Here is a 13632-nt window from a genome sequence, read left to right on the forward strand (position 1 = left end):
CGGCCTCAGGACTCCAGACCGATGGCGAACGCCGCCTCCAGGTCGTGCTGGGAGTACGTACGGAAGGCGACGTGGGTGTCCGTGGCCTCGACGCCCGGGATCTTGCTGATGCTGCCGGGGATCACGTCCGCCAGGTCGTCGTGGCGCGGCACCCGGACCATGGCGATCAGGTCGTACGTACCGGTCACCGAGAAGACCTCGCTGACGCTGTCGAGCGCGGCGATCGACTCGGCGATCTCGGGGATGCGGTCCACGCTGGTCTTGATGAGCACGATCGCGGTGATCACGGCTGGCTTTCTCCCTCGGTCGCCGCGGTTTGGGCTTTCACTCTATCCCCACCCCGGTAGCGCCCCCAGGCGTAGAGGAAGCCGACGGAGAAGCCCACCACATGGGCCAGATAGGCGACACCGGGACCGGCGCCCGCCGCCCGCGCGGCCAGCCACTGGAGCACGAACCAGAAGATCAGCACGATCCAGGCGGGGAAGCGCAGCGGCAGGAAGAAGAGGAACGGGAAGAGGCTGGTGACCCGGGCCCGCGGGAAGAGGAAGAGAAACGCCCCCAGCACCCCTGAGATCGCCCCCGACGCCCCGACGAGCGTCTGCTCGCTGTGCGCGTGCGCCGCCGCGTACCCGAGGAGCGCGAGGTAGCCGGTGCCCAGGTAGAAGAGGGCGAACCCGAAGGCGCCCATGCGTTCCTCGGTCATCGCCCCGAAGACGTACAGGAAGAGCATGTTCCCGAGCAGGTGGAGCCAGCTGCCGTGGACGAAGAGCGCGGTCAGCGGGGTGAGCAGGGCGCGCGGCTCACCGCTCATCAGCTCGGCGGGAATGACGCCCCAGCGGCGGAAGTACGTGCCCTGCGCCGCGAGCAGCTGCTCCCCGGCGCCGTGCACCGGATTGAGTCCCGAGACCGGACTGACCAGGAAGAGGAGGCAGCAGGCGGCGATCAGTCCGTAGGTCACCGTGGGTCCGCCGCGGGCGCCGCGCCAGGCACCGAGGGCCGCTCCTCGCCAATCGATCACGGACAGATCATGGCGTACCCGCGTCGAAGTGGACAGAGTGCCTCGCCGTGCCCCCGCCGACCCGTGAGGCCGTAGGGTTGCGGGCAGTACAACCGCAGTTCGACGGCGCACCGCGGCTCCCGCACCTGGTACCACCAACAGGAAGAAGGACGGCTCGATGACGACGGTTCCCCTGCCGACCGCCGAGACCCGCTGGCGCTGCACGCTCTGCGGCAACCTGACCCGCTTCGACGTGACCCGCTCCTCCAAGGTCGTCGAGTACGTCCATCTGGACCTCGCGGGGGAGCCGACGGTCGAGGAGCGGCAGGTGGTCAGTGAGACCATCGAGTCGGTCCGCTGCCGTTGGTGCAACGCGGTGGACCAGATCGAACTGGTGGACAGGCCGGGCGCCGCCTCCTGAGGGACGGCGCGGACGACATAGGGGTGACGGATCGTGGAGCAGCCCGCGCACGGTGGTGAGCCGGCCGGCGCGGCAGGTGACGCTGCCGAGACGCTCGACCACCCACTGCCCGAAGGCGTACGGCGGCGGGTCGTCGCGCTGGTCGCGGACGCCTTCGGCGGGCTGACCGTCGCGGAGCTGCCCGCCCCCCTGAGGCAGTACGCCCGGTTCACCGCGAGCCGCCGGGCCAAGTTCGCCGGCAACGCGATGGCGGCGGCCCTGGAGAGCGACCCGCTGTTCCGGCAGCGGATCGGCGAACGGTTCAAGCAGGGCCAGCCCGAACTGGCCGGAGCCCTCGAGACCGGCACCCCGCCCGCCGCCGCCGACCCCCTCGATGTCGCGGCGGCCGCCTATGTGATGCGCCCGCCGGGCTGGGTCAAGCTCGTGGCCGCCGCGGGCGAGGAGGCCCTGCGCGTCGACGCCGAGCGGGCCGACGAGGCCGGCCGCCGCGAACTGGAGCGGCTGCGCGAGGAACTCGCCGCCGCCCGCGACCGCTCACGGGACGAGACCGAGCAGCTGCGGCGCGACCTGGAGACGGCCAGGAAGGAAGCGGAATCGCTTCACCGCAAGCTGCGCAGCGCCCAGAGCGACGTGAAGCGCGGCGAGGCCGCGCTGCGTCGCGTCCAGGGCGAGATCGAGAGCGCGCGGGCGGAGGCGGCCGCCCAGGTGTCCTCGGCCGAGAGCGAGAGCCGGCGGCTCAAGTCCCGGCTCGGCGAGGTCGAGGCGGCCCTCGAGGCCAGCCGCAGGTCCGCCCGTGAAGGGCGCTCGGTGGAGGACATGCGGCTGCGCCTGCTGCTCGACACCGTCCTCGACGCCGCCCAGGGGCTGCGCCGTGAACTCGCGCTGCCGCCCGTCTCGACGCACCCCGCGGACACGGTGGACGCGGTGGAGCCGGGGCGGATGTCCCCGAAGGACATCGCGGCGCGGGCGCTCTCCGAGACCGATCCCGCGCTGCTCGACCAGCTCCTCGCGCTGCCGCAGGCCCATCTGGTCGTCGACGGCTACAACGTCACCAAGACCGGCTATCCGACGATGCCGCTGGAGAAGCAGCGGCTGCGGCTGCTCGGCTCCCTCTCGGCCCTCGCGGCCCGCTCGGGCGCCGAGGTCACCTGCGTCTTCGACGGGGCGGAGCTGGCGGCCCCGGTGCTGCTCGCGCCGCCGCGCGGGGTGCGCGTGCTGTTCTCCAAGCCCGGGGTCACGGCCGACGAGTTGATCCGCCAGCTGGTACGGGCGGAGCCGCCCGGCCGGCCGGTCGTGGTGGTCTCCACGGACCGTGAGGTGGCCGACGGGGTGGCGAAGGCGGGGGCGCGTCCGGTCGCGTCCGCCTTGTTGCTGAAGCGGCTTTCGCGGCTCTCGTAACGCATGGCAACTCCTGGGCCTTATGCCCGAATTCTGGATGGCGGACCGTCAAGTGGTCATCACTGCCCGTGCGATGCGCGTAAATAAAGTGGTGCCTGAGCGATATTTTTGCCAGTGGGATTTGAACTGATCACAACTTGGTCACTAGGGTCGGCCTTCGAACCTTCGCGCGGTTGATCATCCATCCGGGATGACGGCGGAGGAACCGCCTGCCCTTGACCGGTTGGGCGGCTCGAGGAAGAAGGAGCTCGCCTTCGTGGCGTCCCACCGTCGACCCAAGCAGCCGAGCCGCGCCCGCGTGACCGTGCTCACCGTGACCGCGGCCGCGGCCGTCGCCCTCACCGCACAGTCCGGCGCCCAGGCGGCTCCCGCAAAGCCCAAGATCGACGAGGTCAAGTCCAAGGTCGACGCGCTGCACCACGAGGCCGAGGAGGCCACGGAGCAGTACAACCTCGCCGAGGAGCGCCGCGGCACGCTGCAGAAGGAGATCGGCCAGCTCCAGGACAAGGTGGCCCGCGGTCAGCAGGAGCTCAACACCCTGCGCGACCAGATCGGTTCGGTCGCCAGCGCCCAGTACCGCTCCGGCGGCATCGACCCGGCGCTCCAGCTCTTCCTCTCCGCCGACCCGGACACGTACCTCGACAAGGCGTCCGCGATCGACCAGGTGAGCGCCCAGCAGGCCGACGTCCTCACCTCGATCCAGGCCAAGCAGCGCACGCTCGCCCAGCAGCGGGCCGAGGCCACCACGAAGCTGGCCGACCTCGAGGACGTCCGCAAGACCCTCGGCGCCAAGAAGCAGAAGTTCCAGGCCAAGCTGGCTGAGGCGCAGAAGCTCCTCAACACCCTCACCGCGGCCGAGAAGGCCAAGCTGGAGCAGGAGGAGCGGGCGAAGGAGCAGCGCGCGAGTCGCGCCGCCGGCGAGCGGATGGACCTCGGCAACGAGGCGCCCGCGAACGGCTACGGCGCCGCGGCGCTCGCCGCCGCCGCCACCCAGGTCGGCAAGCCGTACGTCTCCGGCGCCGAGGGCCCCGGCGCGTACGACTGCTCCGGTCTGACCATGTGGGCCTACGGCCAGGCCGGCGTCAACCTCACCCGCACCACCTACACCCAGCAGAACGACGGCACGAAGATCGGCCGCAGCCAGCTCAAGCCGGGCGACCTGGTCTTCTTCAACGGCCTGTCGCACGTGGGTCTGTACGCGGGCAACAACACGATCCTGCACGCCCCCAAGCCGGGCGCCAGCGTCCGCTACGAGTCCATGGGCTACATGGGCACGTTCCAGTTCGGCGTCCGCATCGGAGGCTGAACCACCGCGGTATGCCGCCCGAACGGGTGGTTCGCGGTGACGCGCACTGACCTGACGCCCCGCCGGTGACCTGTGTTCTCCGGTGGGGCGTCACTTTGCGTGTCCATCCGCTTCGTTGGACGGGGACTGATCAGCGGCTACTGTCTGCCGCGCCAGTCTGCGTCGAGCCGAACGGAGCGCGATTCGTGGCGTCCCACCGCCGACCCGCCAGGGTCACCGTCCTCACCGCCGCCGCGGCCACCGCGGCGGCGTCCCTCGGGGCCGTCCCCGCGAGCGCCGACCCGGGAGCCGGGACCGAGGCCACCCGCGCCACGGTCGACCGCCTCTTCGAGGAGGCCGAGCGGGCTACCGAGGGCTACAACAAGGCGGACGAGAAGGCGGACGCGCTGCGCCGGACGGTCGCCCAGGCCCGCGACGGGCTCGCCCGCGGCCAGGAGCGCATCAACCACATGCGGGGCGCGCTCGGCTCGGTCGCCGGGGCCCAGTACCGCTCCGGCGGCATCGACCCCGCCCTCGCCCTGCTGCTCTCCTCCGACCCGGACAGCTACCTCGACCGGGCCGCCGCCCTCGACCGGATCACCGCCCGCCAGGGCGCCGCCCTCACCGCACTCCAGCAGGAGCAGCGCAGGCTCAACCAGAAGCGCTCCGAGGCCCACACGGCCCTGGTCGATCTGGAGCGCAGCCGGGCCGAGGTCGCCCGCCACAAGCGCACCGTCGAGGGCAAGCTCGCCGAGGCCCGCCGGGTCCTCGCGAGTCTCACCGCCGCCGAGCGCGCCGACTTCGACCGGGCCTCCAGGTCCGGCGGACGCGACGGCGGGCGGGACGGCGGACTCGGCGGCGCGGCCGCCGAGGAACCGCCGCCCATGGCCGACCTCGGTCCGGCCTCCTCGCGGGCCTCCGCGGCGGTGATCGCCGCCCGCAGCGCGATCGGCAAGCCGTACGTGTGGGGGGCGACCGGCCCGTCCGCCTTCGACTGCTCGGGCCTGATGGTCTGGTCGTACCGGCAGGCCGGGATCAGCCTGCCGCGCACCTCGGCGGCGCAGCGCTACGCGGGGCGTCAGGTGCCGCTGTCGCAGGCGCAGCCGGGCGACCTCGTCACGTACCGCGGCGACGCCAGCCACGTCGGGATCTACGCGGGCGGCGGGCAGGTCATCCACGCCCCCTACCCGGGCGCGCGGGTCCGCTACGACCCGGTCAACATGATGTCGCACGCGACGGTGACCCGGCTCTGAGCCGGGCACCCCGTCGCGCCCGTCCCGTACGGGAAGCGGGGCCGGCCGTTCCGACCGTACGATCGGGGCGTGGCAGGTCAGGGGAGTGGAGCGGCGCGCGGCGCGGCCGGGTGTCTGCTTGCCGCCCTCCTGGCCGTCGGCGGGTGCACCGCCCCCGCGCCGACCGACCCGGCGCCCCGGGAGATCCAGAGCCTGCTCGACCGGCACGCGCGGGCACTGCTCGACCGGGACGAGGCCGGCTACCTCGCGGCCCTCGACCCCTCGCTCGCACCGGCAGCGCGCACCGAGTTCGACCGGCTCGCGCAGGTCCCGCTCGGCGGCCTGAGCTACCGGGTCACCGACGTCGACCGGACCGGTGAGGACACGGCCACCGCCGAGGCCGAGCTGGGGTACCGGATCGAGGGTTACGACCCCGGGCCCGTCACCACCGGACGGATCCTGGACCTCGCCGAGCGGGACGGCCGTTGGTACGTCACCGGCGACCGCGCCGCCGAGGGCGCCCCGCAGCAGCTGTGGCAGCAGGGCGAGGTCGAGGCGGTGACCGGCCGCAGCAGCCTCGTCCTCGGCGTCGGCCAGAGCACCGAGCGGCTCCGGGAGATCGCGGCGGCCGCGGACCGGGCGGTGCCCGCCGTCGGGTCCGCCTGGCACGGCGACTGGGCGGGCCGCGTCGTCGTCCTCGTACCCGCGTCGGTCGAGGCGATGGGGCGGCTCCTCGGCGGACCGGCCGCCTCCTACCGGGGCATCGCGGCCGTCACGACCGGCGAGACGGGCGGCGGCCCCCAGGCGCCCGCCGACCGGGTGATCGTGAACCCCGAGGCGTACGCGGTGCTTGGCGCCTTCGGCCGGCAGCTGGTCCTCACCCACGAGGCCACCCATGTCGCCACCCGGGCCCAGACCACCGGGGCCACCCCGATCTGGCTCTCCGAGGGTCTCGCCGACTGGGTCGCCTACCGCGGCACCGGCCGCACCCCCGCCCAGGCCGCGCCCGAGCTGCGCCGCGCGGTCCGCGCGGGCGAGCTGCCCGCCCGGCTCCCCGAGGACCCCGAATTCGGCTTCGGCGGCGACGCGGAGGCCCTGGCACGGGCCTACGAGGGCGGCTGGCTGGCCTGCGAGCTGATCGCGGACCGCTGGGGCGAGGAGAAGCTGACGGACTTCTACCGGACAGTGGGGGCGCACCCGGGCCGCCCGGGCGCGGTGGAGAACGCCCTCCAGGAGGTACTCGGCACCACCCCGGAGGACTTCACCGCCGACTGGCGGGAATACCTGCGGCAGCTGCTCGGCCCTTAGGGACGAGAACTCGACCCGCAGGGACGAGAAATGAAATCATCCGCATACCCGGCACCGTCCCGGGTATGCGGGCCGCCTGACGGTCGACATGTGTGCTGATCGATGAGGGAGGGGCCGGAAATGCTGACGACGGCAACGAGGACGCGGGCGGGCCACGGGGTGGCGGATCTGCCGACGATCGACGACCCGCGCAAGGTCGCTCCGAAGGACGCCCGGGAGTTGTCGAAGTCGTTCTTCGGCCAGCTCGCGGTGCTGGAGGAGGGGACGCACGAGTACCAGTACGTGCGCAACACCCTCATCGAGATGAACATGTCCCTCGTCCGCTACGCGGCGGGCCGCTTCCGCAGCCGTGGCGCCGACGAGATGGAGGACATCGTCCAGGTGGGGATGATCGGCCTGATCAAGGCCATCGACCGCTTCGAGTTGTCCCGTGAGGTCGAGTTCACCACCTTCGCCGTCCCCTACATCGTGGGCGAGATCAAGCGGTTCTTCCGCGACACCTCCTGGGCCGTCCACGTCCCGCGCCGCCTCCAGGAGGCCCGCGTCGAGCTCGCCCGTGCCACCGACGAGCTGAGCACCCGGCTCGGCCGCACGCCCACGGTCAAGGAGCTGGCCGAGCTGATGAGTCTGTCGGAGGACGAGGTGATCGAAGCCCGTCTGGCCGCGAACGGATACAACTCCAGCTCGCTCGACGCCGCGATCACCGGCGACCACGAGGACGGCGAGACCGCCCTCGCCGACTTCATCGGCGCCGAGGACCCCGCCATGGAACTCGTCGAGGACTTCCACGCCCTCGCGCCTCTCATCGCCGAACTCGCCGACCGTGACCGGCGGATCCTCCACATGCGCTTCACCGAGGAGCTCACCCAGTCCCAGATCGGCGAGCAGCTGGGCTGCTCGCAGATGCACGTCTCCCGCCTGCTGTCCCGCACGTTGAAGCAGCTTCGCGAAGGCATGCTCACGACTCAGTGCTGAGGCGCTCGCTCCTCCGGCGAGGCCGGGAGGCGGTCAGCGGCTCAGGTAGAAGCGGACGGTGGTGCCGTCCGGAGCCGTGTGCACCCGGACCAGATCGGCGATGTGGTTGACCAGGAGCAGACCGCGCCCGCCCAGCTGGCCTCGGGCCGCCGGGCGACGGCCGGCCAGCGGGTCGGCCATGCGGCCGCCGTCCTCGACCTCGCACACGATCCGCTCGCCGTCGGCCCAGATCCGCAGCGTGCCGGAGCCGCCGCCGTGGATCACGCTGTTGGTCGTCAGTTCCGACACCGCGAGCGCGAGGTCCTGCGTCCGGCCGCCGGGCAGCCCCAGCACTTCGGCTTCCCGCACCGCGAAGTGACGCGCCGCCGGCAGCTCCCCGGCACCGAACGAGACGGTCGCGGCGCCCGCCGGCTGGGCCAGGGGCTCGTTGTAGCGGGCGACGATCTTCTGCCAGTCGTAGGACGGGCTGTTCAGCTCACGGCCCTGGTCGATGACCGTGGGGTGCGTGGCCCAGGCGTCGGCGATGACCTCGGCGTCGAGCCGCACCGTGTCGTAGGGGCACAGGATGGTCGCGTCACGGCCGTGGAAGGCCGTGTTGATCAGCGCTTCGTGCTGCACGCACGCCGGATACTCCGCGGCGGTACGGCCGGCCCAGATCGGCTCGCCGATGATGCGGACGTGGCCCTCCGGGTGAGCGTCGGCGAACGCCCTCAGCACTCCCGGGATGATCCGGCCCGGGTTACGGCCGGCCTCGGTCATGTCGAGGAACTTGACACGTTCCGCGCTCGGCCCGAGGGCGCTCCTGATCGCTGCGAGGTTCTCGCCGGGCACCGCGACCGCCACGGCTTCGCCGGCGGCCAGGCCCTCCTGTACGAAGGGCACGGTTCCGGCCAGGTACTCCGGCTCGTCCCGGTAGAACAGCGCCGGGTGCACGAACGACCCCCCGGTGGCAACTGAACTCATACCGGTGCCACCTCGATCGTCGACAGGTCGGGCCAGAAGATGTCCAGTACGCGCCGCAGCTCGGACGGCGGGTCCTCCAGGACGATGCGGCCGTCGGGCAGGTTCTGCGCCGTGACCGCCAGAGCGGCCACGCCGGCCACGTCGACGAAGTTCAGCCCGGACATCTCCACGTAGGAGATGTCCGTGTGACGCCGTGCCATGGTCGCCAGCGCGTCTTCCCAGGAAGGGCGCGTCATCACGTTGATCTCGCCCACGGCTCTCACCCCCGGACGACCTGACAAGGGGCCTACCTCCAGCAGAGCTCTACCTGGCGACTGCACCGGGCGGAACCCGTCCGCGTCGTGTGGGACATCCACGCTGTGTTCTCCTACGTCGACGTCGGCAGCGGCTTCGCTGATCGCCCCCTCGACCGGGGTCGGGACGGCACGGCCTCTTCCGACCCCGCAGCTTAACCGACCGGGGATCCTCGGGACATCCCGGAGGGCTTCGCGTCCACGGCGGCCGCCGGCTTCTCGGCGTGGCGTCAGAACGTGCCGGACAGGGCCTTCTCGCGCTCCGGCTCGGACGCCTGGGCGGGTACCTTCGCGATCTCGGCGAGGCGGGGCTCCGTCACCGTCTGCCGCCACAGGATCCGGCAGGCCATGACGGTGGCGGCGATGAGCAGACCGTTCCGGGTGAACAGCACCGCCACACCCAGCGGATCGCTCCGCGTCACGTGCGAGAACCACACCGGGAACTCGAACTGCGTCACCGCCGTCGCCCACACGATCAGATGCACGGGCCGCTCCATCCGGCTCGCCCGGTAGGCGAGACACACCGCCGCGAGACCCACCAGCCACAGCATGTACTGCGGGGAGAGCACCCGGCTCGTCGTCGTGAACAGCAGCACCGCGACGAAGGCCGCGTCCGCCACCGTCGACGACGTGAAGCGGCGCGCCTTGAACCGCCAGAGCAGCAGCCAGCCGAAGGCGACGAAGGTGAGCACCATGGCGGCCGTCGACACCGTGGAGACGTACGGGCCGAGGAACTCGATCGAGCCGTAGTTCATCCGCGCCTCGCCGTCCCAGCCGAAGTGCCGGGCCACATGGAAGACCATCGAACCCAGCGACTCGACCTCCGTGCCCCGGTCGCGCTGGAAGGAGAGGAAGGCCAGCGCCCCCGGCATCCACAGCACGCAGAACAGCAGCACGGCGGCCGCCGCGCCCACCGCCGTCGGCCAGGCGCGGAAGGTCGCCCGCCCCTTCGGGGTACCCGCGAGCAGCAGCACCGGCCACACCTTGAGGACCGCGCCGAACCCGGCGAGGGCGCCGAGGACGCGGGGGCTGCGGCCCGCAGCGAGCAGCGCCGCCACCGCGACGGCGGTCACCATCACGTCGTAACGGGCGTACGCGGTCGGGCCGAGCAGCGCGACGCCCGCGATCCAGATCCAGGCGCCCCGCATCGTCCGGCCGGCCCGGCGGCCCGTGTGGACGAGCAGCCCGAAGACGAGCGCGTCACAGAGGAAGGCGAGGACGAAGAAGGCGGCCGAGTAGCCGAGGAAGGGCAGCAGCCCCGGGGCGAGGATCGCGAACGCGGCGGCCGGCGGGTACTGCCAGGTCACGTCGTCCAGCGGATACGTGCCCGTCCGCAGGACCTCGTACCAGCCCTGGTAGATGTCCTCGATGTCGAACGTGATGTCCGGTCCGGGGATCACCACGACCTTGAAGACGAGGAGCAGCAGGATGATCCGGGTGAGACCCCAGAGTCCGAGCGGAAGCCCCAGACCCGTGCGTGATCGTGACCACTTCCCCACTGCGCCCGTCATCACTGGTTCGTCCTTGTCCTGTCGGCCCCGCTCACGCGGGGGAGTGGTGGTGCTGGGCGGTGGGTGCGCTCGCGGTACTGTCGGCCACGATGCACAAGACCCTGATCGTAACCAACGACTTCCCGCCGCGTCCCGGCGGAATCCAGGCCTTCCTGCACAACATGGCGCTCCGCCTGGATCCCGAGCGCGTCGTGGTCTACGCCTCCACGTGGAAGCGCAGCCGCGATGGGGTCGAGGCGACCGCTCTGTTCGACGCCGAACAGCCTTTCACGGTTGTCCGTGATCGCACCACCATGCTGCTGCCCACCCCCCGGGTCACCGCCCGGGCCACCGAGCTCCTGCGCGAGCACGGCTGCGAGTCCGTGTGGTTCGGCGCCGCCGCCCCCCTCGGCCTGATGGCGCCGGCGCTGCGCCGGGCGGGCGCCCGGAGGCTCGTCGCCACCACCCACGGGCATGAGGCGGCCTGGGCCCAACTGCCCGCGTCCCGGCAGCTGTTGCGGCGGATCGGCGAGGGTACGGACACGATCACCTACCTCGGCGAGTACACCCGCTCCCGCATCGCGGCGGCCCTCACACCCGCCGCCGCCGGCCGGATGACACAGCTCCCGCCCGGCGTCGACGAGAAGACCTTCCACCCCGGCTCGGGCGGCGCCGAGGTCCGCGCCCGCCTCGGGCTCAGCGACCGTCCCGTCGTGGTCTGCGTCTCCCGGCTGGTCCCGCGCAAGGGCCAGGACACCCTGATCCGGGCCCTGCCCCTGATCCTCCGCCGGGTCCCGGACGCGGTCCTCCTGATCGTCGGCGGCGGCCCGTACGAGAAGGACCTGCGCCGTCTCGCAGCCGAGACCGACGTGGCCGGATCCGTACGCTTCACCGGCGCCGTCCCCTGGTCCGAGCTGCCCGCCCACTACGGGGCCGGCGACGTCTTCGCCATGCCCTGCCGCACCCGGCGCGGCGGCCTCGACGTCGAGGGCCTCGGCATCGTCTACCTGGAGGCCTCCGCCACCGGCCTCCCGGTCGTCGCCGGTGACTCCGGCGGCGCGCCCGACGCCGTCCTCGACGGCGAGACCGGCTGGGTCGTCCGCGGCGAGTCCCCCGAGGACACCGCCGACCGCGTCAGCACCCTCCTGCTCGACCCCGAGCTCCGCGCCCGCATGGGCGAGCGGGGCCGCGCCTGGGTCGAGGAGAAATGGCGCTGGGACCTCCTGGCGGAGAAGCTGCGCGCGCTGCTCTGAGGACGGTCGTAGGTGTACGGAGGGGCCCGAGGCGATCCAGTCGCCTCGGGCCCCTTCGTACAGCGCTCGGTACTGAGTGTTCAGTGCTCAGCGCTCCCGGCTCACGCCGTGTAGATCGCCTCGATCTCGTCCGCGAAGTCCTTCGCCACCACGTTCCGCTTCAGCTTCAGGGACGGCGTGATGTGACCCGCCTCCTCCGTGAACTGGGCCGGGAGGATGCGGAACCTGCGGACCGACTCCGCCTTGGAGACCGCCGCGTTGCCGTCGTCGATCGCCCGCTGGACCTCCGCCACCAGGTCCGCGTCATCGCGCAGCGTGACGGCCGTCGAGCCCGCCGGCTTGCCGTGCTCGGCGGCCCAGCGGCCGAGGAACTCCTCGTCGATCGTGACCAGCGCGCCCACGAACGGGCGCCCGTCGCCGACCACCATGCACTCCGCGACGAGCGCGTGCGCCCGGATCCGGTCCTCGATGACCGCGGGGGCGACGTTCTTGCCGCCCGCCGTCACCAGGATCTCCTTCTTCCGGCCGGTGATCGCCAGATACCCGTCCTCGTCGAGGGTGCCGATGTCGCCGGTGTGGAACCAGCCGTCCGCCAGCGCCTCGGCCGTCGCGGCCTCGTTGTTCCAGTACCGCGAGAAGACGTGCTCGCCGTGCAGCAGCACCTCGCCGTCGTCGGCGATCCGCACCACCGAACCCGGCAGCGGCTGCCCGACCGTGCCGATCTTCTGCCGGTCCCAGGGGTTGAACGCCGTCGCCGCGCACGACTCCGTCAGGCCGTAGCCCTCCAGGACCGTGAAGCCGATGCCCCGGAAGAAGTGACCGAGCCGCTCGCCGAGCGGCGCGCCGCCCGAGATCGCGTACTCGCCGCGCCCGCCGAGCACCGCCCGCAGCTTGGAGAAGACCAGCTTGTCGAAGATCCTGTGCTTCAGCTTGAGACCGAAGGACGGGCCCTGCGGGGTGCCGAGCGCCCGGCTGTACGCGATCGCCGTGTGCGCGGCCTTGTCGAAGATCTTGCCCTTGCCGTCGGCCTGCGCCTTCGCCCGCGCCGAGTTGTAGACCTTCTCGAAGACCCGGGGCACGCCCAGGATCAGCGTCGGCCGGAACGAGGCCAGCTCGTCGGTGAGGTTCTTGATGTCCGGGACGCAGCCCAGCCGGATCGGCGCCATCACGGACGCGACCTCGACGAGCCGCCCGAAGACGTGCGCGGCGGGCAGGAAAAGGAGTACCGAGCACTCACCGGTACGGAAGAGGGGCTTCAGCCGCTCCACCACGTTGCCGCACTCGGCGAAGAAGGCCCGGTGGGTCAGGACGCAGCCCTTGGGGCGGCCCGTCGTGCCCGAGGTGTAGACGATCGTCGCCGGGTCGTCCGCGTTCGCCGCCGACATGCGCTCGTCGAGCAACTCGTCGGAGATGTCCAGGCCGGTCCCGGTCAGGTGCGCGACCGCGTCGTCCTCGATCTGCCAGATGCCCTTGAGGTCCGGCAGGTTTTCCTGGACCGACACGACCGACGCCTGGTGGGCCGCACTCTCGACGATCACCAGGGTCGCGCCCGAGTCGCCGAGGATCCACTGGATCTGCTCCGGCGAGCTCGTCTCGTACACCGGTACGGTCACACCGCCCGCGCTCCAGATCGCGAAGTCGAGGAGCACCCACTCGTAGCGCGTACGGGAGAGCAGCGCGACCCGGTCGCCGGGCTCGACCCCGGCGGCGATCAGACCCTTGGCGGCCTCGCGGACCTCCGCGAGGAACTGGGTGGCGGTCACGTCGGTCCACGCACCGCCGACCTTGCGGCCCATCACGGCGACGTCTGGGTGCTGGGAGGCGTTGCGGCGGATGAGATCCGTCAGGTTGCCGTCCGCGGGGACCTCGTACAGGGCCGGAAGGCTGAACTCGCGCAAGACTGCTGCTCCTCATCGGGCGCCGGCGCCACGGCTCTGTGTGATGCACCGGTGAAGTCCAAGAACTGGCGGGTGCTCAGTGGGGATGAGCACGACTGGACTGCCCGGACGTTACCCAT

At 71.9% G+C, this 13632-nt stretch carries 13 protein-coding genes; 7 read left to right on the plus strand and 6 right to left on the minus strand.

Translation table 11 applies throughout. From position 1 onward, the window contains the following. Positions 1–5: 5 nt before the first annotated feature. Entirely contained in the window at positions 6–287 is a 282-nt protein-coding gene (locus tag ACIRB7_RS27115; RefSeq protein WP_030205672.1) for an Lrp/AsnC family transcriptional regulator, read from the minus strand. Further along, the gene (locus ACIRB7_RS27120; protein ID WP_403603433.1) at positions 284–1018 is read right to left on the minus strand and encodes a rhomboid family intramembrane serine protease; all 735 of its coding nucleotides are present in this window, start codon (positions 1016–1018) and stop codon (positions 284–286) included. The genes ACIRB7_RS27115 and ACIRB7_RS27120 overlap by 4 nt, the downstream gene beginning before the upstream one ends. 157 nt (positions 1019–1175) lie before the next feature. Between ACIRB7_RS27120 and ACIRB7_RS27125 the strand changes: the two genes are divergently transcribed. From ACIRB7_RS27125 to ACIRB7_RS27150, 6 genes are all read left to right on the plus strand, one after another. Further along, positions 1176–1418 carry a hypothetical protein gene (locus tag ACIRB7_RS27125; RefSeq protein WP_015033005.1) on the plus strand — a complete coding sequence of 81 codons (243 nt, stop codon included), beginning with the start codon at positions 1176–1178 and terminating at the stop codon, positions 1416–1418. Between the two features lie 33 nt (positions 1419–1451). Further along, complete coding sequence (locus tag ACIRB7_RS27130) at positions 1452–2816, plus strand: NYN domain-containing protein (RefSeq protein WP_403603436.1); 1365 nt, start codon at positions 1452–1454, stop codon at positions 2814–2816. A gap of 256 nt (positions 2817–3072) precedes the next feature. Continuing rightward, entirely contained in the window at positions 3073–4122 is a 1050-nt protein-coding gene (locus ACIRB7_RS27135; protein WP_403603438.1) for an NlpC/P60 family protein, read from the plus strand. A 185-nt stretch (positions 4123–4307) separates the two neighbouring features. Then, positions 4308–5354, plus strand: coding sequence for an NlpC/P60 family protein (locus ACIRB7_RS27140; protein ID WP_403603440.1), 1047 nt, complete (start codon positions 4308–4310; stop codon positions 5352–5354). 69 nt (positions 5355–5423) lie between these two features. Continuing rightward, a complete protein-coding gene (locus ACIRB7_RS27145) occupies positions 5424–6641 on the plus strand; it encodes a hypothetical protein (RefSeq protein ID WP_403603442.1) in 1218 nt (405 codons plus the stop codon). Positions 6642–6761: 120 nt separating this feature from the next. After that, positions 6762–7616, plus strand: coding sequence for an RNA polymerase sigma factor SigF (locus tag ACIRB7_RS27150; protein WP_403603443.1), 855 nt, complete (start codon positions 6762–6764; stop codon positions 7614–7616). A 33-nt stretch (positions 7617–7649) separates the two neighbouring features. Here ACIRB7_RS27150 and ACIRB7_RS27155 read toward each other — a convergent pair whose 3' ends face one another. The 3 genes from ACIRB7_RS27155 to ACIRB7_RS27165 all read right to left on the minus strand — a co-directional run bounded on the left by ACIRB7_RS27155 (position 7650) and on the right by ACIRB7_RS27165 (position 10383). Further along, on the minus strand, positions 7650–8579 hold the full coding sequence (locus ACIRB7_RS27155; protein WP_403603445.1) for an anti-sigma factor RsbA family regulatory protein: 930 nt from the start codon (positions 8577–8579) through the stop codon (positions 7650–7652). After that, positions 8576–8833, minus strand: a complete 258-nt coding sequence (locus tag ACIRB7_RS27160) for an STAS domain-containing protein (RefSeq protein WP_403603447.1) — start codon at positions 8831–8833, stop codon at positions 8576–8578. The genes ACIRB7_RS27155 and ACIRB7_RS27160 overlap by 4 nt, the downstream gene beginning before the upstream one ends. A 269-nt stretch (positions 8834–9102) precedes the next feature. Continuing rightward, positions 9103–10383, minus strand: coding sequence for a glycosyltransferase 87 family protein (locus ACIRB7_RS27165; RefSeq protein WP_403603449.1), 1281 nt, complete (start codon positions 10381–10383; stop codon positions 9103–9105). Positions 10384–10472: 89 nt separating this feature from the next. Here ACIRB7_RS27165 and ACIRB7_RS27170 point away from each other — a divergent pair, with 89 nt between their 5' ends. Next, a complete protein-coding gene (locus ACIRB7_RS27170; protein WP_403603451.1) occupies positions 10473–11615 on the plus strand; it encodes a glycosyltransferase family 4 protein in 1143 nt (380 codons plus the stop codon). A gap of 101 nt (positions 11616–11716) precedes the next feature. Here the strand turns inward: ACIRB7_RS27170 and ACIRB7_RS27175 are convergent, their stop codons facing one another. Next, on the minus strand, positions 11717–13513 hold the full coding sequence (locus ACIRB7_RS27175) for an AMP-dependent synthetase/ligase (RefSeq protein WP_403603453.1): 1797 nt from the start codon (positions 13511–13513) through the stop codon (positions 11717–11719). Positions 13514–13632: the final 119 nt, after the last annotated feature.

Origin of the sequence: Streptomyces sp. NPDC093795 (assembly GCF_044764665.1) — a bacterium.
GTDB lineage: Bacteria > Actinomycetota > Actinomycetes > Streptomycetales > Streptomycetaceae > Streptomyces.

Excerpts from the sequence above, each read along its gene's own strand:
- ACIRB7_RS27125 (WP_015033005.1), top strand. The coding sequence starts at position 1,176 with ATGACGACGGTTCCCCTGCCGACCGCCGAGACCCGCTGGCGCTGCACG.
- ACIRB7_RS27150 (WP_403603443.1), top strand. The coding sequence starts at position 6,762 with ATGCTGACGACGGCAACGAGGACGCGGGCGGGCCACGGGGTGGCGGAT.
- ACIRB7_RS27155 (WP_403603445.1), bottom strand. The coding sequence starts at position 8,579 with ATGAGTTCAGTTGCCACCGGGGGGTCGTTCGTGCACCCGGCGCTGTTC.
- ACIRB7_RS27165 (WP_403603449.1), bottom strand. The coding sequence starts at position 10,383 with ATGACGGGCGCAGTGGGGAAGTGGTCACGATCACGCACGGGTCTGGGG.
- ACIRB7_RS27170 (WP_403603451.1), top strand. The coding sequence starts at position 10,473 with ATGCACAAGACCCTGATCGTAACCAACGACTTCCCGCCGCGTCCCGGC.